The following is a 25,478-nucleotide window of genomic DNA, read 5'->3' on the forward strand; positions in this document are numbered from 1 at the left end:
GAGAATATGCCTTTTCATGAAAATCCGGGGGAAAGCACTAATGATCGCAAAGAACAAAGCATCCAGATGGCGAAGAAAAGCGAGAACCTATAAAAAAATCAGTCTTCCTGCCTTGCTCAGTGGGCTGGTCACCATTTCGGTGCTGATGACCTTAACTATCATGTTTATTTCGTCTTACACAACGCAGAAGCAGTCTCTCATTGATAATACCTTGTCTCTTAATTATTCAAGCGCAGCTCAAATGAGTCAGACACTGGATTCGCTATTTCAGTCCATGCAGAGCAGCTTGAAATATGCTGCAGACTATTTTCCGCAGATGGACTATTCAGATACGGAAAAGTTGGATTCGACGCTGGAATTAATCCAACGCAGCAGCAATTATTTTAACTCTGTAGCCCTTGTGGACGATCAGGGTATAGTACGCAGCATATCGCCATATTCGGGTTTATCCGTCGGGGTGCAGGTTTCATCTGATGCAGCCAAAAAAGCGATGGAGCTTAAGGCGCCCTATATTTCCGAAGCCTATCAGACCCCAAGGACGAAGCGCAGAAATGTTTTTGTCAGTGAACCGATCTTTGATGCAGCTGGACAATTTAAGGGGACCATTGGCGGTAACATTTATCTGCAGGAAAATAATATCCTGAACCTCTCTTTTGGAAGTCAGCTGAGGACAAGCAATGGTTCTTATTTTTTTATTGTCGATTCCAAGGGTACGCTTCTATTTCATCCAGATACCAAAAGAATTGGTGAGGACATCAGTAAAAATGAAATTGTACAAAAGCTTCTGGATGATCAAACCGGTAAGGAGCAGTACAAAAATCTGGCTGGCATAGATTCGCTTGCCGGGTATCAGAAGGTGCCTGCTACCGATTGGGGGGTCGTTGTCGTATCTCCAACCCAGACCGTGTACGATCAGTTGAATGAGCATATTCGCATGTTATTACTGTATACTTCGGTACCGTTTCTCATCCTGACCCTGATTGTCATTCGGGTAGCGCGGAAATTGGCGAGTCCGTTTGTCTATTTGGCCGATCTGGTTAATCAGGTGGATCAGGGCAAAGTGGACCTGCCAACGATGAAACCGCATTGGAACAGGGAGGCCGATTTGCTAACCCGCACGGTTTTGGGTGCATTGGTGAATTTTCGCAAGCAAACGGATCAGCTTACCTATGATGCCAGAACGGATGTGCTGACAGGCATGACGAATCGCAGGACATTTGAAGAAGTCATTCAGCAATGGATTGATGAACAGACGCCATTCTCGATTATTGTTCTGGATATCGACCGCTTCAAATCCATTAATGATACTTACGGGCATCATGCTGGAGACGAGGTTCTGAAGCATATTGCAGGTCAGATCAGGTTGGCCGTTCGGCCGCAGGATGTGAGTTCTCGTTTCGGAGGGGAGGAGTTTGTCGTGCTGCTCCGCCATACCGGAGCTGAAACCGCCTATCAGATTGCCGAATTTATCCGTGTATCGGTTGAGGAAAGTATCATGCCGATCGATCGCTCCGTGACGATCTCGGCAGGGATTGCCGAATATCCGCTGCATTCATCTTCAGCGACGGAGCTGTTCCATCTCGCGGACACAGCCCTGTACCAGGCGAAGGAAGAAGGGCGCAATCGTACCGTGACCATTCAGACCGTAGAAAGGTTATAAACTGGCCGGGAAGATCGCCTATGAAATAACTATAAAAAAGCTGATCCCTTATGAGAAGGAATCAGCTTTTTTGCGTTCACTATACTTCCTGTGACTTGGCTTGAACAACTTCATTCGTATAGGTTTCTCCCCAGTCCCTCATGCTGAATATGATTGGACGGAGCGTTTCCCCAAATGGCGTAAGTGAGTATTCCACTTTGGGTGGCACTTGAGGGTAGATTTCCCGGTGTACAATCCCGCTGCTCTCCAATTCTCTTAATTGCAAGGTGAGCATTCGCTGCGTAATGTCGGGAAATAACTTTCGGAGTTCATTGAATCGCAAGGAACCCGAAAACAAGTGATACAGAATGGCACCTTTCCATTTGCCTCCAATAACGCTAAGTGTAACTTCTACGGCGCAGCCATAAGGTTTGGGGCATGTCTCGGTTGAGATTTTTTTCATCTATCTGCACCTCCGTCAGCTATGTGTATAGTATCAATTTAAGTACTACGTACCCAAAATGTGTGTATATTCTCTTCAAAGCATACCATGTCTGATTCGGATTATAAACCCTAGATATCGGATTAATGAAAAGGTGCAATGTATAGTAAAGAACCCGGTTTCGTTATACGAAACAACGGGTTGATGTAAGATTGAGGGTATACAGTAACATTTAGTTGTTAGACCAGTGAAGACAAGATGGTATCACACAGGGCCATCGTTCCGACATTATCCTTGCCGCTTGAAAGCGGAAGCGAATTATTGTGGCAGCATGACATAAAATGCGCCATCTCGCCTACAAATCCACGAAGGTAGAGATCGCGGTATGCGCCTGACATGGGAGAGCTGGAAGGAGTATAGACCGTATCCTGCTCTTCAAGAGCCTTCCAGGGAAGGCTGTCCGAGGTGCGAGAGTGATGGACGGTAAGTGTATTCATTTCATCTGCTGACGCAAAACCGTGATCGAATGTAACCAGTACGCTTTCGCTTTCACGTGACCATGCACTCATGCCTGCAAAGTAGGCACTGCCCACAATACCATTATCAAATTTTAGAGAGATGCTCTGATTAATATGTTCCCCATCCTTGAATGTGGTACCCGTCACGTGCTGTACTTCGCCGAAGAGGAAACGCATCAGGTCGACCATGTGAATGGCAGCGAGCTTCATAAACTGTTCTTCATTCTTGCAAAATGGAGTACTGTCCACCGCAAATTTCATCTGAAACGATCGCGTTCTACCCATTGAACCACCATCAATCAGTTCCTTTAATTTCATATATATAGGCGCATAGCGTTTCATAAATCCTACCATCAATACAACGCCAGCCTTTTCGGCTGCATCTGCAATTTCTGCAGCTTCTCTGGCAGTCCAGCCAAGGGGTTTGTCAACATAGACATTCTTGCCTGCCTTGATGCATTCCAAGGCGAGAGATGTTTGATCCTGAGGTTGAGCTACTACAACAACGTTGCTGCAGTCTTCGTTTTGCAGCATGAGAGCTGCGTTATCATATGCTGACCCTGTGCTGCCGTACCGCAGCAAGGCGGCTTGAGAGCGTTCGATACTGCGAGTGGAGATGGCCTGGATGGTAGCCCCTGCTTCTACAGCAGAAGGGTAGATATTGGTCGTTGCATGAAATCCGGCACCGATAAAACAAAGATTCGTTTGAGTCATAACCATTCTCCTTCATTGTTGATCGAACTATTTTTGTCAATCTAAACAGGATTCTCGCTCAAGTGGTACAGCATCTGGCTTGCAATCTCTGAATTGACGATATGAGGAACAGGCTGTGGTCCGTTCACCAGATGCTGACGCTGCTGAACAAGATAGAGCAGGGAAGCAGCTTGGAGGGACAAGCCCAGATCCATCGTCTCGGCAGGATTTCCGCTTCCACCTGCAAGATTAAGCATCTCACCTTGGGTAAGCAGCATGAGCCGTCGGCCATTCGCAAAGGTGAATTGTTCGATATCTGTTGTAAGACGTTCGGTATGTGCAGCTTCCTGCCGAAGTCCGTCCAGGTCCAATTCCCAGGAGAAATGTCCAGCGTTGGCAAGAATCGTACCATCGTTCATCTGATTGAAATGCTCCATTGAGATAGCATTGGGGCGACCTGTAACCGTGATGTAAACCTGGGCAAAAGCGAACGTTTCTTCCAGTTTCGCTACGCGAAATCCATCCAAAGCAGCTTCGAGTCCAGCGATAGGATCGGTCTCAACCACAATAACCTGGCTGCCTAGATTACGCAGATATCGGGCAATCCCGCGTCCACAGGAACCATATCCTACGATAACGAAGCGTCTTGTAGGCAGAATCAGATTCGTGGTGCGCATGAATCCTTCAATAATGGTCTGACCCACGCCATGTTCATTTTCCATGATGCGCTTGAGAGGACTATCATTAATGACAATAATCGGGAAGGTCACTTCCGCCCCTGTTTCCTCACGCAGGAGATTGGCTCCTGTCGTGGTTTCTTCTGTTCCGCCAATGAGCGCACTATGGTCATAGTGCTGAATGAGAGTGCGAGCTAGATCAGCTCCGTTATCCATGAGAAGATGCGGCTGGTGTTTAAGCACGCGATGAATATTGTGCATATGCTGACGGCGTTCATCTGAACGTTGTCCATACACGGGAATGCCTTCAGCGATAAGTGCAGCAGCAACGGCATCCTGTGTTGTACCTGGGCTTCCTGTTAGTACAACGTTGGCTCCACCAGCCTGTAGGGTTCGGCATAGAACAGCCGTCTTAGGCTCTACGTGAATACAGATTCCAATAGTAAGGCCAGCAAAGGGGCGTTCTTTGGAAAATCGGGTTTTTAGTGCAGCGAGGAGGGGCATATGCATTTCTGTCCAATGAATATGTCGTTTTCCTTCTTCAATAATTTCAGGTGTCATGTTCATAGATTTGCTCATATTCCTCTCTATCCATGGGTTTTCTGTCCTTGAGGACAGTTGCTGATGCTTAGGATAGGAGGTTTTGAATTTCTATAAAAGGACATATGTCCTATCAATTTCAGATCATAAAAAAAGTATTGCATTCTTCTTCCAGAGCCTGTATACTCTTAATTACGGTGAAACGAGAAATGAATTAACCGGGTGCTTTTCATCAACGATGAGAAGATACATATTATGCGGTCGTGGCGGAATTGGCAGACGCGCACGGTTCAGGTCCGTGTGGGCTAACCCCCCGTGGAGGTTCGAGTCCTCTCGACCGCATCCAAGAGAAAAAGGTTCGAAGATTGCTTTTGCAATCTCTCGAACCTTTTTTTATTTTTCTACGAATTGAAATGTTCTGAAACAGGCTTTGGTAATGTGTCCTCTTGGTTTAGTTGTTAGTGTTGACGCTGGCGCTGGCGTAAGAAAATCGCTGTCCATAATCCGGACAAGGCACCAATGATGCCGAAAAAGGAAACGCTGCCGACCACTTCATACGCCTGAAATTGGAACAAGAACGCAATCCCGCTACCCAGGGTCGTTCCTGCAAGAAAACCGAGAGATAGGCCTGTATCTTTGCCGAGCTGCATTGGATCACCTGCTTCAAATAGTTTGTCAAAACATTTGCAAAATGCGGGTACAAGAAGTAAAGTGTGAACAGGAAAATCATTGAAATTTTTCCTATACTCATTGTTTGGCTTTTCCAGTGCAAATATGCATGAACTTAGAAACGGGAGGTTACGAACACATGAATATGAACGAACGCATTGCCGCTTGGAATGCGGAAGCGCAGCAGTGTACCTGTGGACATGATCATCGGCTGGTGCAAATGCAGGTCTTTTTGGAACATGGTGCAATTCGTAGATTACCGGGGTACCTGTTGGAACAGGGCTATAACCAGGTTACTGTGGTATATGATGGCCAGACAGGTCCGGCTGCGGGATATGAGGTGGTAAAAAGCCTACAGGATGCGGGGCTCGTAGCAGATGAATTCCAGATGCCGGAGAACAGTGCGGGGGATATCATTGCCGATGAGGCTGCGATTGTGCAGGTACTGCTTGGTGTAAAACAAATGACTCAGGCCATCATCGCAGTGGGATCGGGGACCATACATGATCTGGTGCGATTTGTGTGTGCCAAAATGAACAAGCCATTTCTGTCTGTCCCAACAGCGGCATCGGTTGATGGGTTCACTTCAGCGGGAGCGCCGCTCATTGTAAGCGGCATCAAGCAGACGTTTCAGGCTGTTCCGCCCGAAGCCATCTTTGCGGATATTGACATTACCCAGCAGGCTCCCCAAGCAATGACGGCCGCGGGATTCGGTGATATGTTAGGCAAATATACGTCTCTGGCAGATTGGATTGTGTCGCGTGATCTGGGCGGGGAGCCATTCTGTCCGGTTGCTTATCGGATGACGGAAGAAGCGTTGAAGGCCTGCATCGAAAATGTGCAAGCCATCGCCGAAGGAAGAGCTGAGGGTATAACCGCATTGATGGATGCGCTAATCATTTCCGGTGCCTCCATGCTAATTATTGATCATTCCCGTCCGGCATCCGGCGGTGAGCATCACATTTCTCATCGTTGGGAGATGGAATTGATGGTAGCGGGCCGGAAACCTGTTCTGCATGGGGCCAAAGTCGGCGTAGCTTGCGTGCTTCTTACAGAGCGATACAAGGAACTTGCGAGTTTGTCCCGAGAACCTGTTTTTGATGTGTATGCTACTTTACCTGATGCTTCACAGCTTACGGCATGGCTTGAGCAGGTTGGGGGTCCGACCACAACAGATCAGCTTGGGGTTACACCGGATATGGTGGAACATGCATTTGCAACGGCACATACACTTAGAGAGCGATATACCGGACTCAAATATATTAATGAATCTCTGAATGTAGTTTAAAATAAAACCAACCTGTACATCGGATAAAATTATCGGAATGGATCTGTGTCTTGCTCTGATTTGTACGTACAAATCATAAAATTATTTGTTATAAGTTCGAACAATTTACTGGAGCAAAGTGCAGGGGATACAAGTCACAGGTGTATCCAGAGGTATGTTTCATTTAAAAAGGCTCTGTCTTCCCTTGTGGGAAGAACAGAGCCTTTTGTCTGTTCGCTTATTTAGTTGTTGCGACGGTCTTTCAGGATGACATCTGCGAACAGGATGGTTTTCGGGATGCGGAAAAATTGTTCCGCTTGTTCCTGAAACGCGGCAGAAGGCAGCGTTCCCTGATGCAGCCATTTGCGGAAAGTGCCGGGATGAACCCCGATCCAGTGGCTGACATCTGTCACCGACAAATCATGGACCATACACAAGCCTGTCAGAATACGGTTGCTAACCGGAGATCGGGTCACCGTACGCTTCATGAAACGGGAAGGCTCGGGCTGACAAATGACCGGGCTTTTGCGTACAACTTCTTCATTGAAGAGGATGTGACGCGGGTAGCCTAGCAATTGGCACGCTTTGTCCAAATTGGTACTGCCGGGTATCCGCCCCTCATACACCCACGCGCTCACGCTGCGTGATGAGATGGATAGATCTTCGGCAAGCTGGGACAACTTGATATCATTGGCCATCAGCACGGCTAGAAGAACGCGGTTTCGGATTTGACAGCGTGTCGGTTTACGGAATCGTTTAACACGGACGCCTTTTCCCAAGTATTTACGGTTGATCAGAGACCACGCCTGGATGGAATGTTGTTCTGGTTGATTAGGCATATTTCCTCCGATTTTTTTAACCAAATACTACAATAAGAACCGGGGTACTTTCAAGTGCCAGGTGCACTGGTTTGGATTGGGCTCAATCCTTTGAGAATGTTAAAGGAGGGAATTATGGACTAGGGTATGTGCAATTCATTTCCTAGTATATTCCTAGATTACAATGTTTCACTAAATTTCAGGGATCAAAGAGAACATGAAAACCAATAAATTAGGTCTTAAATACTATTTATAGGACTTTTATACTTTTCTCTGATTTTAGTTGATATGATGCGGATTATTACCTAAAATCCACCAAAAAATTGGGGCGGTACTAATTCTTATCCCGAAATGATGTGCACAAATCCGAAAATAAAATCCGCAAGTTGAGCCAGGCGATTGGTCTGTCAAAATCTCTAACTCTTACATATTTTGTATAATGATCAATTCAGAGAGAGGGGTGAAAACGTGAGTCCAGCCGTAAATACCTTTGCTGCAATTTCCGGAGCGTTCGTAACGTTTGCTTTTGGCGTTTGGGATGAACTGCTGAGTCTGCTTGTCATTGCGATGGCTGTGGATTATGTTACAGGTCTCGCTGCAGCGGTGAGGTCGGGAACAGGTTTAAATAGCAACATCGGGTTCTGGGGACTTGCCCGCAAGGGGCTAATGCTGACCGTTATCCTTCTTGCTCACCGTATTGATCTGCTTATGGGAACAGACATTATCAAGGGAGGAGCCATCTACTTCTACTTGGTTAACGAGTTAATTTCCATTACAGAAAATTATGCCAGGATTGGTCTTCCGCTGCCTGATAAGCTCAGACAAGCCATTGCCGTGCTGAAGAAACAGGAAGACCTTTCGGATCGGAAGTGGTCCAAACCGCAAGTAAAAGCACCTGAAGCTGATTCGAACCCCCCTTCAGAAGAGACATCTCCAGCTCAGGAAGATGATAATACAAAAAAGAACAGTTCAGCATAGCATTCTTTTATCGTTTAGAGAACGTTTACAAGTATCCTTTCGCAATAACTAACGTTATGATATATTTTGGTTACACGAAAATTCATTCATTTCCACTAATATATGCAAACGGGGTGCTTGTTCAATGATTAAACATATTGTTCTTTTCAAAATGAAAGATCGTTCTCCAGAAACCATTGAGGCTGCTGCAAACGTTCTTCGCAACTTGCAAGGCAAAATTGATGTCCTGATCTCATTGGAAGTTGGCGTGGATGTGCTTCGCTCTGACAGATCTTTCGACATCTCATTGACAGCCGAATTTGCATCACTGGAAGATCTGCAGGCCTACCAGGTCCACCCGCTTCATCAGGAAGTCATCAAGTACATGAACGAGGTCAGAGAACAGTCTGTCGCAGTGGATTACGAGATCTAATTTAATCATTTCATTCTGCAGTTGTTAAAGGAGACTGGGCATGAGCGATTTAAGAGACGTTATGGAATTTTTATATATTTTTATCGTGTTTTTGATCGCTTGTCCGGTGATGCTTTTCTGGCTTAAGCGAAGAGGAAAACGGAATCGATAATTCACTGAACGGGAAGTGACTGCATTGTATTACGTAAACAGAGAACAGATTGCCCGCAGACTTGCTGCCGTGCCGGAAGTAGCCGAAGGGCTCCGCCGGGCAGCGCAGGCTTGGGATGGCAGTCTTATGCTTGGTCTGGTCCAGGAGCGCTGTCTTCATCTGGCTATTGAGATTGTAACAGATGTGGGAAGCTATCTTATTGATGGTTTCATTATGCGGGATGCCAGCAGTTATGATGACATCATTCAAATCAATCACGAAGAGAAGGTATTTGACGTTTCGACTTACGAGGTGCTGAAGCGTCTCGTGTCGCTGCGCAAGCCGCTGGTACAGGATTACTTCAGCTGGGAGCGGGGAGAATTGCACCCGTTAACTGCAGAGGTACCATCTATTCTGGAACAGTTTGCTGAGCAGGTTAGTATCTATGTGGAAAAAGAACTTGGTCCATTTCAGCAAGGTCAGACCGAGGGACAGAGTAAGGAATGAGGGGAACCAGCATGACAAATGAAAGGCAAGATGAAATAGAGAAAAATGAAGCGAATGATATTCCTTCCGGCTTTCACCCTGTTTATATGGTGGAGCTGTTATTTCGAGAGCAACCTATAATAGATCGGATGCGGTTGCAGAATGCACTTACCCGTTATACCGGACAAGTGCGTCTGGCTGTGAAGCAGGTCAATGATCAACGCTCCTCACAGAATAAGACGGATGAAACCGAGACGGAGATCGGGAAAAGTGAACCTTCAGAGCATAACCTGGACATGCTTGTTTTCTATCATATGGATCATCCGGTTTCATTTGAGGAAGGGAATATACCTGCACAGACCTGCATGCTTCCTGTGAACGAGATCAAGGATCGTTCCCGATTCGGTGGGGCGGTTCAGCAAGCCTGGCACTGGCCGGAAGCAGGAGATGCCGTCAAGTCAGCGCAGTATTCGATCCGTCTTCATGATATGTTCTCTGCAGCCATGTCTCGCAAACAGCGTCTGGAATTGTTCCAGAATACGCTCCAGGCAGTCATGGAAGTTCTGCCTTGTGATGGAACGTATTGGTACGGCAGCGACAAGCTGGTCGAGCCGGAGGCTTACATTCAGTCACAGAAGCGGGAAGAACATCTCTATGGAGCAATGAATGTCCGCATGTATCAGGCAGGTGGAACCGAAGAACAGCGTGAACTGGTTATGGATACCGTTGGGTTGTCTGCACTTGGTGTTCCCGATGTGCAGTGTCACTTTACGGGACTGGATCCGGATACGGTAGCTCAGACATTGCTTGGGGCGGCCTATTACATATTCGATCAGGGTGATGTTCTGCAGGACGGACAAACACTGGGCTCTTCTGGAGGAAGACGCTGGCGCTGTGAGCATCAGACTGCGCTGATTGCGCCTGGCCGTTATGTCATTGATCTTGACCCGGGAGATGCACATGCTGCACAGCCGCTCGAATCATCTCGGCATCATTAATGCTGACATTCTAATGCCCAATACGGGATTTAAAAAGTTTTTGCTATCTGGAGTGTCAGGTCAAGCCCTTGCTGCTTATACTGCATCAACAGAGTAGGCATTCGCCCGGATCAATAAGCATCAAGATGTCTTGTTGCTTGGTGGTATCCGGTACTTCATTAAGGTAAAGGGAGAGATGCAACGTGAAGGATTCAAACAAAAGTTTGTTGTGGGGAGCATTGATCGGTTCGGTAGTGGGTTCTGTTACAGCACTGCTGTTGGCGCCAAAATCTGGACGTGAGCTGCGTCAGGATATTTCAGAAGGTGCGCGTCAGGTCACCGAGAAAGGTCAGGAACTGGCCGTTAAGGTCGGCGAACAAAGCTCACAGATCGTATCCAAAGTAAAAGAAACGGCAGACGTTGTCATTCAGGATATCCAATCCTGGCGGAATTGCGCTGAAGGGAAGGAATTACGCGTATCTGCAGTCATTACCGACTCGGATACGTCTGCAGACTCTGCTGTGAATAATGATGATAATGAGTCTGGCATTAACGTTGTTGCGAAGCTGCCTGTAGATGATTCGAAAGATAATAGCTGAAACATTGCTGGGCAATAAGCAGGCTTTCCTCGAAGAATGAGGGGAGCCTGCTTGTTTGTGTGCGACAATGATGTGGAAGCCGCAGCGTGCGTTGTTTTATTTGAACCCTGAGATGAAATCGGGTAAGATGTAGGTACCTTTTTGCCGGAATAATCATACGGTAGGAAGAAAGCTCTGGAACCCAAATCGTTATCAGAACCAATTCAATGAAGAAGGAAGCGGTGTGTTCGTGCAGCAAGCAATCGCTATATTAGACTCCGGTGTAGGGGGATTGACCGTCGCCAAGGAAGTGATGCGTCAGCTCCCGCGGGAAAAGATCATTTATTTTGGAGATACTGCCCGGACACCGTACGGACCCCGTTCGTCCGAACAAGTTAAACAATTTACGGAACAAATCGTTGATTTCTTGATCCAGTTCGATCCGAAGGTTATCGTTATCGCCTGTAACACAGCCACGGCTGCAGCCCTTGACTATATCCGGGCGAAGGTGAATGTGCCTGTCATTGGGGTCATCCATCCCGGGGCGCGTGCTGCCATTACGGCTACTCGAACAGGACGCATTGGCGTAATCGGTACAGTGGGAACGATAGGAAGTGGTGCATATACTTCAGCACTTAAGCAGTTATCCCCCTATATTGATGTCGTCAGTCAGGCTTGCCCTGCATTGGTGCCCCTGGTAGAGCAGGGTGAATTTCGTTCCGAACAAACAACACTTGCGGTGGAGCAGTCGTTGGGTCAGATCAAACAACAGCCAATTGACTGTCTCATTTTGGGTTGTACCCACTATCCATTTCTCATGGAAACAATCCAGGAAGTCATGGGACAGGAAGTGAAATTGATCAGTTCGGCAGATGAGACGGCGAGGGAAATCAGTACGATTTTGTATGATAAACGAAAGCTGGCAAGTGGGGATGAGACACCGGTGCATCAATTTTTCTGTACGGGAGACCCGCGCATGTTCCAGAATATTACCCGCCAGTGGTTGGGAGAACAGATCTCGAAAACACCTGTCGTGTGGCAGGTCACCCGTTTAACGTAACTTAGCAGTACTACCCTTTCATATTTGGAGTTGAGGTTGAAGCTTAACCCACTGCACTCATCAGTCATCCGGAGCCCTGGCGCTCCGGTTTTTTATTTATACGGATAACAGCGCTTGGAAAAGGCTCGCGTGATTCATGTCACATGACGGACAACCGGGTTCGCATACATATTAGGGTAGCACAATAAGAGCATAGGACGGGGAGAACTGCATTCTCCTGCCGGGAAAGGAGACACCATGGAGCTTCAGTGGATTATTGTTCAGTCAGGGGATACCTTATCCCGTATTGCTTCTGCGCACCACATGACGAGGGCGTTGCTGGCTGCCCTGAACCCGGAGGCAGCGGCACAACCCTACTTGTTTGCCGGGCAGATGCTGCGAATCCTGCCGGGAACCGGTCGCAGATATGCTGTTCAGCCTGGGGAAAACGTGGGGTGGATCGCAGAACGTTTTGGCCTGAATGAAAAAGAGCTGCGTGACGCCAATCCCGAGTTTGCGAACGTTGAGGATTGGTGTGGGCGATGTATTCATATTCCGGATTCAAATGGCAAAACTATTGTCAGGTTACAGGGTGAATACGGTTACCGTGAATTGAGCCGGGATGTCGCTTTGCTTGAGAAGCAATATCCGTTCATCTCCACAGGTATAATCGGTGCAAGCGTCATGGGGAAGGCTATACCCTACGTAAAGATTGGTGAAGGACCGCGCCATATTCATGTTAATGCGTCCGTCCATGCCAATGAATGGCTTACGAGTGCGGTAATCATGCGCTTTATTGAAGAATATGCGAGGGCATACACTGACAGTGTGCCTTGGCAGCAATTCAGGACAGAGCGTTGGATGCAGGAAACGACGTTGTGGGTCGTGCCTATGGTCAATCCGGATGGCGTGGAGCTCGTCCAGGAGGGTGTAGTGAATAGACATCCACATGCCAAGCAGCTGCTTGCATGGAATGCCGGTCGTCCGCATTTTACCCATTGGAAAGCCAATATTAGAGGGGTTGATCTGAACGATCAATTTCCGGCTCACTGGGAGGAAGAGGCTGCGCGGAGAGGAATTACATCACCTGGTCCCCGAGATTATGCAGGCAAGGCACCGTTATCTGAGCCAGAAGCAAAGGCACTTGCAGAGTGGACAGAACAACACCGCTTCGCTGCTGTCGTTTCCCTGCATAGTCAGGGGCAAGAGATCTATTGGAATTACCGTGATTTAGAGCCCAGAGAGAGTGCGCCGTTATCGCGCAGGTTGGCACGGGCCTCGGGTTACAAAGCCGTTAAATTAGGTGGAAGCGATGCGGGATACAAGGACTGGTTTATTCAACAGTTTCGGAAGCCGGGCTTCACGGTGGAAGTCGGACTTGGCGTCAACCCACTACCTGTTGAACAGTTTGATGATATCTGTGTCGAGGTAGGTCTGCTGCTGGCTGAGCTGCTGTCGGATGGGGAGACCGGAAACGAAGCTCTGTCATGAAACTTCTAGCATCCCATTTCGTATAAAACATACGGGCGCTGTGACAGCGTCCCGTCTTTTTTGGGTTATCATACCATTCTTAAAAGGGTAATGAGAGGAATACGATCATGTGCCGTTATTGGCTCATGAAGAATATGGAGGGGTTCACATGAAGTGGAGAAGACTGCTGTCGTTCAAACGATGGACTGAAGTGTTCAAGAGACTGCCCCGCCTGTTGCGGGCTCCGCAGATCCCTTTGCATGAGAAACTGCTGTTCATCATCCCGGTCATACTGTATTGGGTTCTACCCGATGTCATGCCATTTATGCCTATCGATGATATTGGTGTTACTTTGCTGCTGATGAACTGGTTTGTCAGCCGTGCGGAGCGTAAATATCCGGTGCTGCCCTCCCGCGCCTAAAGGGGCATAAGGTGAATCGATACGGTTTACCTTTGATTTTGCATCAATGTTATTGCGAAGCGGAGTAACTTTCTTTACAATAGATGCTGGAGTTTAGAAATGCTGAAATTGTTGGAACCAGCAATTACAATATAGGAGATGAAGTCGAAATGAACTGCAAAATTACTCGTAATGCTGCCAAAGTATTGAAATTGGAGCTGGACAAGCCCGAAAACGAAGGGAAAAAACTTCGTGTAGTTATCACGCATGCTCACGGTGACCACGCTCACTACGGTCTTGATCTGGACACGCCGAAAGAAAACGATACCGTAGTATCTACGGACAAAGAGATCGATGTTATTCTTGAAAATGATCAACCGCTTCTGGATGGCGTTAAAATTGACTACCTGTACCTTCCTCAAGAAGGATTTGTCATCACGAACCCTTCCAAAGGCAACCACGGCGACCACTAAGGCCGCGAAGAAGGGGAACTCATGGCTAACGATATCCGCGTATGCGAAAAGTGTAATCATATCAGACTGAAGTCGATTGTACCCAAGCTGGAGAAAATGGCTCCGGATACGGAGATCAAGATTGGGTGCAAATCGTACTGTGGTCCGTGTGCGAAGCGTGCTTTTGTGTTTATCAACGGTCGGTACATTAGTGCGCCGACAGAAGAAGAAGTGCTGGCAAAAGTTGCGAAATTCGTGAAGTAAGAGAGGCTGATGCCTCTCTTTTTTTGTGCGCAGTGATAACTTGGTAGTATTTCAATGTTCCAAGAACACTTAGGGAGGATTATAAGGGAGCGTCTTTTTCCATTTCATGAATTTCAAAGGTATCCTCACGTATTTCGATAGCGACTACCGTGTCGTTTTTTTTGAGGAAATGAACATGTCCCATTCGGTTCTCCTCCAACTCTACCCATCCTTCTTCGTGTAATTTCTGAAAATAATCAGCAGGTGTATAAAGGCCTTGTTCACCTCCGATATGTTTCAATTCATACGTTTCACTTATTTTGATATTGGGGTTTGCTGAATCTGTCGTGACTTTTAATGGTTTGGCATTCGTTGGAACTGGAATATCATCAATAATGGGAGAACTTGTATAACCCGTTATTTCATACGTTGCAGAGGCACAGCCACTGGTTATCAATAACAAAGTCAACATGATGACCGGAATCCTCAGGTTTTTCAACCAACCACCTCTTTCTTCTAAAAAGTCATCTATAAGATAAACGCAGTGAGTTAGGAGAAGGTTACAACCATGGGATTATGAAGGTTTAAATGGAGTCACGACATGACATTCATAAATTGTTTATGCAAAAGAAGAATAAGGCAGGACCTCATCATCCATCCTAAAGGGGTAACAGGAACATGATCCCAAGGAGGAATACTCATGCCGAAGCGTTATGATTCCAGTTTGCAAGCGAATACGACCGTATCTCAGGCGCAGAATGCAGTGAACAAACTTCATTTTGCCGTATCTCAGGCCATGTCACATCCAACAGAGCAGACCATTGAACAGGCCGAGCGCCGATTGGCGCATACGGAGCAGGCGATGCTTCAGGCTGAACGTTCGCTTGGAGGACAGGGTGTTGAGCTGGCAGAAGAGATGTTCTCTGAGGAGAAGAGAAGATTGAACTCCATCCAGAGTCAGAACGGGCAAGGGAATCAATAGCTGATCCTGTCACACCAGAACCCGCATGCCATAGAGCCTTGCGGGTTCTTTTTCTCATGCTGCCTTTTCAAGAATCTCCCGGAAATAGGTCGCCTGTACAGGAAGATAAGGAAACGCTTAAATTTCTGTCAGAAGGTTAATAAACCTTGAGCAGCCAAATTCCATACGGGAGGTACAGGATGACCAAACATATTACAGATTGCACGATTCTGAATAATGGGGTAACGATGCCTTGGCTAGGATTTGGAACATATAGAGCAAAGGGTAAGGAAGTGCAGCAAGCGGTTGAGACTGCATTGGAAGTAGGATATCGCAGTATTGATACGGCATCGGTCTACGGGAATGAAGAAGAAGTGGGACAAGCCATAGCAAGCAGTGGAATTGCCCGCAATGAGCTGTTCGTGACAACTAAGCTCTGGAATGAAGATCAGGGTTTTGATTCGACTCTCAGAGCATTTGAGGCCAGTCAGAAGGCACTGGGATTAAACGTCATTGATCTATACTTGATTCACTGGCCGGGAAGAGACCAGTACAAGGAGACGTGGAGAGCATTCGAACGTCTATATAGCGAAGGAAGCGTACGGGCGATTGGTGTGAGCAATTTCCAAATCCATCATTTGCGCGAAATTATAGATGAAGGTGGAAAGGTACCTGCAGTCAATCAGGTGGAACTGCACCCGGGTCTGATTCAGCAGGAATTGCAGGATTTCTGCGGGGAACAGGGGATTCAGCTGGAAGCCTGGAGCCCGATCATGCGAGGGAAACTGAACAATGAATCCACGTTGAAGGCCCTTGCCCAAAAATATGGAAAGACACCGGCACAGATCATTTTGCGCTGGGATATTCAAAATCAGATTGTGACCATACCGAAGTCCGTTACACCCGAACGGATACGTGAGAATGCAGACATTTTTGATTTTGAGTTAACGCCGGATGAGCTCAGATCGATTGATGCCTTAGATTCTGATAAGAGAACCGGGCCGCATCCGGATCAACTCTTTTGGGATTGAGTAAGGATATAAGGAATATCTAATTCATGCACCATGCCATAATCTGAAAGGTCCTCTTCCGGAAGGAGAGGGCCTTTTCTATCTTTCATCATTGCTGCCTAACTTGGATTCGAGAGGGAAGCTGCCTATGTGAGGCTTTTGATAAAGAAAAACGTTTAACGCAGGTAACTGAAGATTCAGTCCTAATACCGAACAAAAATTTCCTATCACAACAATGTCAATTTGGTGTATAATCTAATATTATGTGAACGTCGTCACAAAGTGTTAAAGATTTAGCATCATAGGAGGCATATATACATCATGAGTAATTGGGCTTTATTTAAAAATATGACCCGACTGTATTCCGTAACGGTAATGGTTGTTCCAGTAATACTAGGTACCATCTCTGCCTACGCCATGCAGAAGGAATTTAGTATTCTTTTGTTTTTGCTAACGCTAGTAGGCGCGGTGTCAGCTCATATTTTTTCCAATATGGTAAACGATTTATGGGATTATCGAAACGGAACCGATACCCAAGCAACGGAGACTGAAGGCGCGATTTCGACGCACTCCGGGTTTCTGACTTCGGGAACCATGACTGAAAAGAAATTTGCGGCAATTACCTGGGGATTCCTTGTGCTGGCTGGGGCTTGTGGTCTCATTCTTACGATCGTCAGCGGTTGGCCGATTCTGGCTATTGCGCTGATCGGTGCTTTGATCGCTTATTTCTATGTTGCGCCGCCCATTAAATTCGGCTACCGCGGTAAAGGCTATAGTGAAATTGGGATATTTATTTCCTTCGGTATCCTGCCAGTTTTGGGTGCCTACTATGTACAGACAGGAGAGTTTGCGCTTTCGCCGCTGCTGCTGTCCTTGCCGGTCGGCATGCTGACCACCATGCTGCTATTTAACCATCATTTTCTGCACTGGCGTGCGGACCGTGACATCGGCAAGAAGACACTGGTTGTTATGTGGGGGGAAGAGCGGGCGCTTCGTCTATCCAAGCTGATGACAATTCTTGCTTATGTTCTTTTGATCATAAGTGTAGTGTTCCATGCTTTGCCCGTTTATGGTCTTGTCGCGATTATTTCCGTTATTCCAATGTATAAGGTTTATAAGTCACTGGGCAAAGTTAATCCGTCCGAGACGTATCTTCCCCTTATGGGAGCTTCCCAGCAATCATCTGTGCTCTGTGGTCTGATCATGTGCGTAGGGCTGCTGCTCTAAAAGAGAGGGAGTAAATAGGGTCCGGTTCTGCATTAGGCAGACCGGATTTTTTTTATACTATAAGGATGAATTTTTCGTATGAATTAATCAGGTTTAAGTTGAAAAAAAGCAGCGGTTCAGGGGGAGTGCCCCTGTTCCTGCTGCTTTTGTGTTATTTGGATGGTTTATCGGATTGCGGGACTACGCATCCATCATCAGTGCACACACCGCCGGCATCAGCGTTAGCTGTGCTGGATTCAACCATGGTAAAAGGGGAACGCTCATCCCATGCCTTCTGAATGGCATCCCGGAACACGTCGTCCGGCTGCGCGCCTGATACCGCGAATTTGCGGTCGAATACGAAGAATGGCACGCCGCGAATGCCTAATTGCTCGCCTTCAGCCTGATCTGCACGAACCTGCTCCGCGAATTGATTGCTGGCCAACACCTCGGCAGCTGCGTTGCGATCCAGACCCACTTCCTCGGCCAGTTGAATCAGTACATCCGTGTCACCAGCATGTTTGCCTTCCATGAAAATGGCCTTGAACAAACGCTCGCTGAGTTCAAGCATTTTACCTTGTGTATCTGCCCAGTGGGTCAGGCGGTGTGCGGAGAACGAGTTGGTTGGAATCATCTCATCAATGTTATATTCCAATCCGGCCGTACGAGCATTGGCATTCATTTGAGCATTCATGCCTTTTGCCTGTTCCACGCTCATATTGTATTTGGCAGCCAGATATTCCGCGTTCGTTTTGCCGCTGTTCAGTTCAGCATTAGAATCCAGCTCGAAGCTTTTGAATTGCAGTTTCACTTCGTCACGGTGTGGGAACTGAGCCAATACATTTTCCAAACGGCGTTTGCCAATATAACAGAAAGGACACATAAAGTCGGACCATATTTCAATAATCATTTTTTTAAACCTCCATATAAATGAAACTATTTTAGTTACAATTATAAAGCGACTTTCTAAATAACGCAAGGCAGGTATCGGACCGGTCCCCAAAAAAGAAGTGTTAAACATGCGGTGGGCTGCACGCTTAACACTTTTGTGGTAAATAAAGGTGGAAGTCTGCGATTCGAAAGTGCCTGAATACTTGAATTACGTAAAGAAGCGGAATAATATCACTATTTATCCCGGTATGCCTGGGACCAGTGGTAAGGCTGGATTTCGTCCAGTCTTTTATAGATTAACCTTCCATCCGGGTCATATACAGCGGCTTTGACATCTTCACCCCAGAAAAACAAACGTTCCTGACACACCCCGCAAGGAGTGAGAACTTTGAATTCCGAATGTTCGTCATCTCGTGCCACGCAGATGGAGTGAGTAACTCTCTCGTTTAATTTATGTGCTTCGAGGTAGGCGCCCGTCTCCATGCACAGGTGTGTGGCATCATTGATCACTTCTGGAGCAACGCTGATTAACAGCGAACCCGCTGCGGTATAAACTGCTGCTGCACCACCCCAACCCTGAGGGTAACGATGCTTCACAAAGTTCGCTGCTTCATCATATAATTTTTGTTCAATGGACAAGGGTTCTGATTGAATTGTCATGATTCTATGTTTCTCCTTTTATCAAAAGCTGCTAAACGAAGACATTGGCAGTAGTTTCATCTAGGATGCAGGTTCTGCGCTGTTCTCTTCACGGAATCGCCGGATTAGGTCATACGTTATGACGGTATCGGACACATGCAATCTCTTCGAAGCTTCGTCATGTCCGGAATTGCACGCACTGATGTCTGTCATGCTGCGGGTGGACAGATCATAACATGAACCGTTCTCGTAAATATAATCGTCTGAAGGGATATAAAATACGGAACCGTCAGTGAATGCACCACTTCGCAATACAACGGTTCGGGATGATCCGTCATAGATGTCGTTCCCCATGTGATAATATTCATCTGGGATGCCGAGCAAATGAAGCGCTGATGGAGTGATATCCAGTTGTCCGGCAGGTTGGTCTACGGTTCCTGCTTCGGCTCCGTCCGGCAGATGCACCAGCAGCGGGACCTCATTCATGATTTGCTCCATATCCAGTTCATTCAGGGACCGTCCAAGGAACTGCTCATACTGGGCTTGTTCTTTGATCGAATTATCGTGATCCCCATAGAACATGAAGATGGTTTTGTCCCATAATCCCCGGTTCTTCAGATCTTCCACCATACTGCCCAGCGCAGAATCCACATAATGAACGGATTGCAGGTAATCACCAAACATCGTGCCCTCGAACTCACCTACATCAAGCTGCTGTTTATCCTGCGGGAGTGCGTAAGGATGATGACTGCTGAGTGTGATGAGGAAGGAATAGAACGGTTCGGTAACCTCGCTGTCCATCTTCTGAACGGATTGCCTTAAAAAAGACTCATCGGACAGGGACCAGCCGAGTGGATCATCCTGTTCAAAATCATTTTTGCTGTAAAATTTGTCGTAGTTCATGTTCTGATACATCGTGTAACGGTTCCAAAATCCACTCTCGTACGCATGAAAAACATTGGTGCTGTAACCATTGTCCTTCAGTATTGAAGGCAAAGAATCATACGCGTGGTCTGCGTAACGAACAAAAGCTGATCCAACAGGTAGTGGGTGGAGTGAGATATTGGCTCCAAAATCAGCATCCGATGTTCTGCCTTGACCTGTTTGGTGATAAAAATGACTGTAATATTGGCTTTCTTTCATCAGTTCATTAAAATGCGGCGTGATTTCCTGACCGCCGATACTTTGCCCGATCATGAAATTCATGAAGGCTTCTCCTTGAACGATGATGAGGTTACTATCCTTGTACTTGCCAAACAGGGCATTTTCACTAGAAGCGTTATTCTGTCTGTCAGCAAAAAAGGATTTGGCTTGCTCGACATCTGCAGGATCGGCTTCGGGGCCGGAACCGATATGGTCTATTGCATAGTTGTACAGATCATATCCATGAAAAGCGAGAAGTCCGGTCACGTTGTACATGGAGACGTTCCACCAATTATTGTCGAACAGCCCCTTGGCCCACGTTTTACTGTAAAAATAGATTGGCCCCACCGCAAGACACAGTCCAAGTACCAAGGCAATGCCGCCTGCAGTGAGTCTGCGCATGCCTCTTTTCTTGCCGCGGTAATGGGAGTAATTCCCGAACCCATTACTGGTTGTAGATAAACGGGAGATACGATTTTTCCTGCTGAATAGCAGGATGGCCCCATACGGAATGATGGCAAGCCAGTCTGCGAAAAACCACAAGTCACTGACGTGTATGAGCGTAGCAATGCTGTCGCCCAGAGCATCAACTTGTCTGGCCTGCATTAACACAGGGATCGTTAGAAAGTCCTGAAAGTATCGATAATAAACCATATCGGCATAGATCAGCGCTGTGAGGAGCAGATTGAGCACGACAAGAGATAATATCATACCCCGTCTAGGCAGCCACCAGGTCCAGAAGGACAGGAGCAGCAAAGAGCCTATAGCAATGACTTTATCCAGAAGACCCATGGTGATGTTATAGGCATGCAGGTTGTGATGAAGCCACATGAGTTTCAGCAGCATCAGCACTAGAAAAATGAGATATAACGTAAGTGGATGATTAAGAAGCCTACGCGGCGTCATGCTGCGTGTAGGCTGTGAGATGACCATCTAGGTTCCCTCCCAGTTGCAGTGTTTTGTTCATTTAATGTTAACGGAGTGTAAAAACAGGGCTCCATTCATTATAGCTCTCCTTCATGGCATTTCAACTATGCCCCTAGCAGAAGTGCTTCATGCAGATCGTTGGTTGCATAACCGTACAAAAAAACGCCCTAGCCGTGAAGGCAGGAGCGTTCAGTTTAAATCGTATCGTTACTGTTTCGGTGATGAATTCCGCGGAGGTAATGGTCCCAAGTACTGGTAGTATTGGGTCTCAATGCGTCCGTTAAACAGTTTGCGGCGTTTGTCCGCTTTACGGCCAAAAGCTTCTTCGAAGGATTTGGTTGAAGTGATGGCAAAAAAGGACCAAGTCGGCATCTCGAGATAACTGCGGCCTAAGGAGCGGATCAGCTTCAAGACGTCCTTCTCTTCGCTAAGGCGTTCACCATATGGCGGATTGGTGATAATTACACCATACTGCCCTTGAGGTCTGGCACGGTGCGCAGGCAGTACGCTGACTTCAATATCTTTGGCAAATCCGGCACTTTTGATCGCTGCCTGCGCTACCTCGATTGCTTCAGGGTCAATATCACTACCCGAAATCTGCAATGGAACATCGTCACGAACCGCATCAAATGCCTCCTCGCGAGCCTGTTCCCACAGTTCTTTAGGGATGACATCCCAATTCTCGGAGTTGAAGGAGCGACGCAGTCCTGGTGCGATGTTCCAACCGATCATGGCTGCTTCAATCAGCATGGTGCCTGAACCGCAGCACGGATCATAGAAGGGGCGGGATACGTTCCAGCGACTAAGCTGAATAAGCGCTGCAGCGAGTGTTTCTTTCAGCGGAGCCTCCGTCACCAGTTTACGATAACCCCGTTTGTGAAGTCCTGGTCCGGTTGTGTCGAGTGTAAGCAGGGCGCGGTCATTCAGCAAAATCACTTCAATGACATAACGAGCTCCGTTCTCGGGGAACCATTCGGTGTTATGTGTCAGCTTCAGTTTCTCAACGATCGCTTTTTTCACGATACCTTGGGAGGCAGGGACACTGCTCAGTTGGGATTTGTGTGAGCGGCCTTCAACAGGGAATTCACCGTTCGCTGGAATCCATTCTTCCCAAGGGAGCGCCTTGGTACCTTCAAACAATTCGTCAAATGTGGTTGCAGGGAATTCACCCATCTTGATAAGGACGCGGTCAGAACTTCTCAGCCACAAGTTGCAGCGGCAAATATCAATATAATCTCCAGTAAATACAACCCGGCCGTTCTCGACCGTAACATCCTCATACCCCAGCTGTTTCAATTCCCGAGCTACAACAGCCTCAAGTCCCATAGCTGAGGTCGCAATTAATTGCAATTGAGCCATGTGTTTCATTTCAACTCCATTTCAAGCGGAAGAGGACGATGCCTTCATCCAGCTGTATAGTAACGGTGCGGCCTTGCCGCATTCCGTGAAAAAACTTACAATGAGAAATGCGGTGAGCACTAAGCTCGCTAAGAAGCAGGTGATACTGTAGTCTAACCGCCTGTGTTGATAACAAACATTCATTATAGAACATTGGCATCCATAAGGAAAGCAGTCCAAGTGTCCAAGGAGGATATACGTGGTGAATCTTACCCCTGACGAATATGTAAATCAATTATTTCAAGAGGATGAGCTGTTATTAAAGGTAAAAGAGGCCATCCGTTCAAACAACATGCCGGAGGTGTCGGTTGCACCGGCTTATGGCCGTTTGCTTACGTTTCTCGCCAAGACATCAAAGGCAGAGGCTGTGCTGGAAATCGGCGTATTGGGCGGTTACAGCGGAATTTGCCTTGCTCGCGGCATGAGGGAAGGGGGAACTCTGACGTCGCTGGAGTTGAAAGAAGAATACGTGGCGATGGCTCGTGGGCATCTGGAGGAAGGTGGCTTCGGCGAAAAGGTAGAGTATCGCATTGGCCCGGCGGCAGACAGCCTGAAGCAATTGGAACTGGAGGGTCGCACTTTCGATTTCTTCTTTATTGACGCAGATAAGGAGAATTATCCGGTTTATCTCGATTATGCCATTAAGCTGGCCCGGCCGGGTGCTGTCATTGTAGGCGATAATTGTTTCCTGCGTGGTCGTACGTTGAATCCGGACAAGCAAGGTCCCGCTGTGCTTGCTGTGCGCCGTTTCAATGAGCAGATGGCGAGTGACCCGCGCCTTGTCACCACCATGCTGCCGGATTATGATGGCTTGGCGCTGGCTTGGGTGAAGTAAAAGTAGAAACTTCCTAAAGATCAAACTCCGATGAATCATGATCTCACACTCTTGTGTTTGTGAGGAAATCTTGATTCAGTTCGGAGTTTTTTTAGTTTGAAATATATTGATCGTTAAGAATGAGTTTTTATTGAGGTTTTATATAAATATGAATTCCTTTTTAGCGAAGAAGGTATCAAAACTCCTTTCAGGAAATCTTATGGTAATATTGTATAAAAGGAGTTATAAATTTCTATCTATAGAGGTGTTAATTTGAGACCTTTATTCATTTTTCTTTCTTTGCTTCTGATCTCAGGTTTCGTATTTCATTTTCTTAACGTATACACGCCATTTTTAATACTACCAGTTTATATTGTACTTATTGCGGTGTTGGTTTTTTTGATTTGTTATCTTTTTAAGTATTATTTTATTAAATAGAATGTATTTAAAATGAATCAGAGAAAGTAATACACACATTCTGGAAACACAAAAAAAAGAGATGAACACATCCCTGATCACAGGGCCCGGGTTCATCTCTTTTTTTGCCATTTTATAAAATAAGGATAACGGTATGAGAGCTATTAAACTTCAGGTGTGCCGTATGTTTCAAACCATTTTTTGATGGTGTCAAAGTCATCACTGAATGACAGGCCGAGCATGAGCAAAATACGTGCCTGTTGAGGGCTGAGGTTGTCCCCGGCAATGACACCGTTGCCGCCGCCATATACGCTTCCTGAACCTGTACGGGTCGTGGTTACGAAGATGACGCCCTCTTCAATTGCTTTCGTACGGGCTTGTCCCATTGCTCTAGAGATGCCGCCTGCTCCGGTACCGGAGGTTACGATCCCTTTGGCTCCGCCGCGTACGAAACCTTCGATCGCTTCCCCGCCAGCTTCCTGATAGGAGATGGCAATTTCGACTTTCGCCAGATCAGCCTTCGTAATCTTGCTCAGATCGAATGCAGGCTTGGCTGTGCCTTCAGGCTTCAGTGCGCGTGCCGGAGCACGGTAGATTCGGATATTCTCTTCATCGATGTAACCAACAGCACCGAGCATTGGCGTCTCAAATGTATCCGTACGATAGTCATTCGTTTTGGTTACTCCACGTGCAAGCTGAATCGTATCGTTCAGCATCAGTACCGTTCCGAACGAGGTAGTGCGTCCGCTGCCCGCAAGTTTGATGGCATTGTACAGGTTCGCTTGGGCATCTGAACCGATAACGGTCCATGGTCGCATGGAGCCGGTAATGACCACAGGCTTATCGCTCTGCACCGTCATGTCAAGGAAATAAGCGATCTCCTCCATAGTATCCGTACCTGTCGTAACCACGACACTGTCATACTGCGCAAGTGCCTTGTCTACAGTAAGGGATAGATCGTATAGATCAGCCATTGTATATGAACCCGAACCTGAGTTGCCGAATTGAAGTGTGCTAACATCTGCTATCTTCTGTTTGTCGGGTAGCGCATCAACCATTTCTTCAATGGGGAGTGTGCCTGCCTTGTAATTTTGGAAGCTGGTCGCATCCTCGGATTGACCTGCAATCGTTCCGCCTGTTCCAATGACAAGTACATTAGGTAATGCAGATTGTTTGGAGGATTGAGGCAAGGCCGGAATGGAAGTATTCCGTGCTGGAGTTGTAGGTGAAGTGGACTGTACCGCACTTGTTGTTCCGCTTACTTCAACAGTAGCTGCTTGAGCGGCATAGGTTCCGACCGGGGACAAAGAGATGGTCAGAGCGGTTAAAGCAGCAGTACTCCATACAGCCCAGGGACGAAGATTTGAATGTTTACTCATAATTAGCACTCTCCTTCAGGTTAGTAACATGTGATGTTTGTTCAGAAGATTATGTAAATGAATTGAGATGATTGTATTTGATGTTAATTAATATGACAACAGTAGAAAAACGGAGATTATAAGACTATATCGATAGATATTCAGAGTAAAACTATTATTTATAAGGTTAAATGAATAAATATAAACCGCCAAAAGTAGAATTGAAAGGAGAGATATAGCTCAGTAGGGATTTGCATGTTATTTAAGATGACATTCGAAACGACGT

26 protein-coding genes, 1 tRNA gene and 1 pseudogene are annotated in these 25,478 nt (G+C 46.9%); 17 read left to right on the forward strand and 11 right to left on the reverse strand.

Annotated elements, in window-relative coordinates; all coding sequences use genetic code 11:
* Window positions 1–40: 40 nt before the first annotated feature.
* On the forward strand, window positions 41–1,660 hold the full coding sequence (locus MHB82_RS09860; protein ID WP_341174560.1) for a sensor domain-containing diguanylate cyclase: 1,620 nt from the start codon (window positions 41–43) through the stop codon (window positions 1,658–1,660).
* 79 nt (window positions 1,661–1,739) lie between these two features.
* On the opposite strand, the gene MHB82_RS09865 is transcribed toward MHB82_RS09860, so the two are convergent.
* The 3 genes from MHB82_RS09865 to MHB82_RS09875 form a co-directional block, all read right to left on the reverse strand.
* On the reverse strand, window positions 1,740–2,102 hold the full coding sequence (locus tag MHB82_RS09865) for a winged helix-turn-helix transcriptional regulator (RefSeq protein WP_095288069.1): 363 nt from the start codon (window positions 2,100–2,102) through the stop codon (window positions 1,740–1,742).
* A 218-nt stretch (window positions 2,103–2,320) separates the two neighbouring features.
* Complete coding sequence (locus MHB82_RS09870) at window positions 2,321–3,313, reverse strand: Gfo/Idh/MocA family protein (protein WP_110759577.1); 993 nt, start codon at window positions 3,311–3,313, stop codon at window positions 2,321–2,323.
* Window positions 3,314–3,354: 41 nt separating this feature from the next.
* On the reverse strand, window positions 3,355–4,548 hold the full coding sequence (locus MHB82_RS09875; protein ID WP_341174561.1) for an adenosylhomocysteinase: 1,194 nt from the start codon (window positions 4,546–4,548) through the stop codon (window positions 3,355–3,357).
* Window positions 4,549–4,766: 218 nt separating this feature from the next.
* Here MHB82_RS09875 and MHB82_RS09880 point away from each other — a divergent pair.
* Window positions 4,767–4,851, forward strand: a tRNA-Leu gene (locus tag MHB82_RS09880).
* A 116-nt stretch (window positions 4,852–4,967) separates the two neighbouring features.
* Here the strand turns inward: MHB82_RS09880 and MHB82_RS09885 are convergent.
* Window positions 4,968–5,159 (reverse strand): hypothetical protein, encoded by a 192-nt coding sequence (locus MHB82_RS09885; RefSeq protein ID WP_095358960.1) that lies wholly within the window; start codon window positions 5,157–5,159, stop codon window positions 4,968–4,970.
* Window positions 5,160–5,317: 158 nt separating this feature from the next.
* Between MHB82_RS09885 and MHB82_RS09890 the strand changes: the two genes are divergently transcribed.
* Window positions 5,318–6,466 carry a sn-glycerol-1-phosphate dehydrogenase gene (locus MHB82_RS09890; protein WP_095358959.1) on the forward strand — a complete coding sequence of 383 codons (1,149 nt, stop codon included), beginning with the start codon at window positions 5,318–5,320 and terminating at the stop codon, window positions 6,464–6,466.
* Between the two features lie 221 nt (window positions 6,467–6,687).
* On the opposite strand, the gene MHB82_RS09895 is transcribed toward MHB82_RS09890, so the two are convergent.
* On the reverse strand, window positions 6,688–7,284 hold the full coding sequence (locus tag MHB82_RS09895) for a helix-turn-helix domain-containing protein (protein WP_095288064.1): 597 nt from the start codon (window positions 7,282–7,284) through the stop codon (window positions 6,688–6,690).
* A 447-nt stretch (window positions 7,285–7,731) separates the two neighbouring features.
* Between MHB82_RS09895 and MHB82_RS09900 the strand changes: the two are divergent.
* The 10 genes and pseudogenes from MHB82_RS09900 to MHB82_RS09945 form a co-directional block, all read left to right on the forward strand.
* Window positions 7,732–8,115: pseudogene (locus MHB82_RS09900) on the forward strand (phage holin family protein); the annotation flags it as partial.
* 250 nt (window positions 8,116–8,365) lie between these two features.
* On the forward strand, window positions 8,366–8,653 hold the full coding sequence (locus MHB82_RS09905; protein WP_095288062.1) for a Dabb family protein: 288 nt from the start codon (window positions 8,366–8,368) through the stop codon (window positions 8,651–8,653).
* 175 nt (window positions 8,654–8,828) lie between these two features.
* Window positions 8,829–9,290 carry a DUF86 domain-containing protein gene (locus MHB82_RS09910; protein WP_341174562.1) on the forward strand — a complete coding sequence of 154 codons (462 nt, stop codon included), beginning with the start codon at window positions 8,829–8,831 and terminating at the stop codon, window positions 9,288–9,290.
* 11 nt (window positions 9,291–9,301) lie between these two features.
* Window positions 9,302–10,267, forward strand: a complete 966-nt coding sequence (locus MHB82_RS09915) for a DUF4261 domain-containing protein (protein ID WP_341174563.1) — start codon at window positions 9,302–9,304, stop codon at window positions 10,265–10,267.
* A gap of 182 nt (window positions 10,268–10,449) precedes the next feature.
* The gene (locus tag MHB82_RS09920; protein ID WP_095358955.1) at window positions 10,450–10,845 is read left to right on the forward strand and encodes a YtxH domain-containing protein; all 396 of its coding nucleotides are present in this window, start codon (window positions 10,450–10,452) and stop codon (window positions 10,843–10,845) included.
* 229 nt (window positions 10,846–11,074) lie between these two features.
* Complete coding sequence (gene racE, locus MHB82_RS09925) at window positions 11,075–11,884, forward strand: glutamate racemase (RefSeq protein WP_095288100.1); 810 nt, start codon at window positions 11,075–11,077, stop codon at window positions 11,882–11,884.
* Window positions 11,885–12,121: 237 nt separating this feature from the next.
* Entirely contained in the window at window positions 12,122–13,354 is a 1,233-nt protein-coding gene (locus MHB82_RS09930; RefSeq protein WP_341174564.1) for a M14 family metallopeptidase, read from the forward strand.
* 148 nt (window positions 13,355–13,502) lie between these two features.
* Window positions 13,503–13,754, forward strand: coding sequence for a hypothetical protein (locus MHB82_RS09935; RefSeq protein ID WP_095288057.1), 252 nt, complete (start codon window positions 13,503–13,505; stop codon window positions 13,752–13,754).
* 149 nt (window positions 13,755–13,903) lie between these two features.
* A complete protein-coding gene (locus tag MHB82_RS09940) occupies window positions 13,904–14,206 on the forward strand; it encodes a heme biosynthesis protein HemY (protein WP_095288056.1) in 303 nt (100 codons plus the stop codon).
* A gap of 21 nt (window positions 14,207–14,227) precedes the next feature.
* Window positions 14,228–14,449 (forward strand): DUF1450 domain-containing protein, encoded by a 222-nt coding sequence (locus MHB82_RS09945; protein ID WP_095288055.1) that lies wholly within the window; start codon window positions 14,228–14,230, stop codon window positions 14,447–14,449.
* A gap of 79 nt (window positions 14,450–14,528) precedes the next feature.
* Here MHB82_RS09945 and MHB82_RS09950 read toward each other — a convergent pair whose 3' ends face one another.
* Complete coding sequence (locus tag MHB82_RS09950; RefSeq protein WP_341174565.1) at window positions 14,529–14,900, reverse strand: hypothetical protein; 372 nt, start codon at window positions 14,898–14,900, stop codon at window positions 14,529–14,531.
* A 228-nt stretch (window positions 14,901–15,128) separates the two neighbouring features.
* Here MHB82_RS09950 and MHB82_RS09955 point away from each other — a divergent pair, with 228 nt between their 5' ends.
* From MHB82_RS09955 to MHB82_RS09965, 3 genes are all read left to right on the forward strand, one after another.
* Entirely contained in the window at window positions 15,129–15,410 is a 282-nt protein-coding gene (locus tag MHB82_RS09955; RefSeq protein ID WP_095358951.1) for a hypothetical protein, read from the forward strand.
* A 179-nt stretch (window positions 15,411–15,589) separates the two neighbouring features.
* Window positions 15,590–16,420, forward strand: coding sequence for an aldo/keto reductase (locus MHB82_RS09960; protein WP_341174566.1), 831 nt, complete (start codon window positions 15,590–15,592; stop codon window positions 16,418–16,420).
* Between the two features lie 300 nt (window positions 16,421–16,720).
* Complete coding sequence (locus MHB82_RS09965) at window positions 16,721–17,626, forward strand: prenyltransferase (RefSeq protein ID WP_341174567.1); 906 nt, start codon at window positions 16,721–16,723, stop codon at window positions 17,624–17,626.
* A gap of 151 nt (window positions 17,627–17,777) precedes the next feature.
* Here the strand turns inward: MHB82_RS09965 and MHB82_RS09970 are convergent, their stop codons facing one another.
* From MHB82_RS09970 to MHB82_RS09985, 4 genes are all read right to left on the reverse strand, one after another.
* A complete protein-coding gene (locus tag MHB82_RS09970) occupies window positions 17,778–18,515 on the reverse strand; it encodes a DsbA family oxidoreductase (RefSeq protein ID WP_341174568.1) in 738 nt (245 codons plus the stop codon).
* A gap of 215 nt (window positions 18,516–18,730) precedes the next feature.
* Window positions 18,731–19,135, reverse strand: coding sequence for a cytidine deaminase (locus MHB82_RS09975; RefSeq protein ID WP_221806940.1), 405 nt, complete (start codon window positions 19,133–19,135; stop codon window positions 18,731–18,733).
* Between the two features lie 81 nt (window positions 19,136–19,216).
* Window positions 19,217–21,211, reverse strand: a complete 1,995-nt coding sequence (locus tag MHB82_RS09980) for an LTA synthase family protein (RefSeq protein ID WP_341174569.1) — start codon at window positions 21,209–21,211, stop codon at window positions 19,217–19,219.
* A 201-nt stretch (window positions 21,212–21,412) separates the two neighbouring features.
* Window positions 21,413–22,564, reverse strand: coding sequence for a THUMP domain-containing class I SAM-dependent RNA methyltransferase (locus MHB82_RS09985; RefSeq protein ID WP_095358946.1), 1,152 nt, complete (start codon window positions 22,562–22,564; stop codon window positions 21,413–21,415).
* Window positions 22,565–22,805: 241 nt separating this feature from the next.
* On the opposite strand from MHB82_RS09985, the gene MHB82_RS09990 reads away from it, so the two are divergent.
* Window positions 22,806–23,438: an O-methyltransferase gene (locus tag MHB82_RS09990; RefSeq protein ID WP_341176615.1), complete on the forward strand. Its 633-nt coding sequence runs from the start codon at window positions 22,806–22,808 to the stop codon at window positions 23,436–23,438.
* A gap of 560 nt (window positions 23,439–23,998) precedes the next feature.
* Here the strand turns inward: MHB82_RS09990 and MHB82_RS09995 are convergent.
* Window positions 23,999–25,213 carry an asparaginase gene (locus MHB82_RS09995; RefSeq protein WP_095358945.1) on the reverse strand — a complete coding sequence of 405 codons (1,215 nt, stop codon included), beginning with the start codon at window positions 25,211–25,213 and terminating at the stop codon, window positions 23,999–24,001.
* Window positions 25,214–25,478: the final 265 nt, after the last annotated feature.

The organism is Paenibacillus sp. FSL K6-2862, assembly GCF_038005125.1.
Classification (GTDB): domain Bacteria; phylum Bacillota; class Bacilli; order Paenibacillales; family Paenibacillaceae; genus Paenibacillus; species Paenibacillus illinoisensis_A.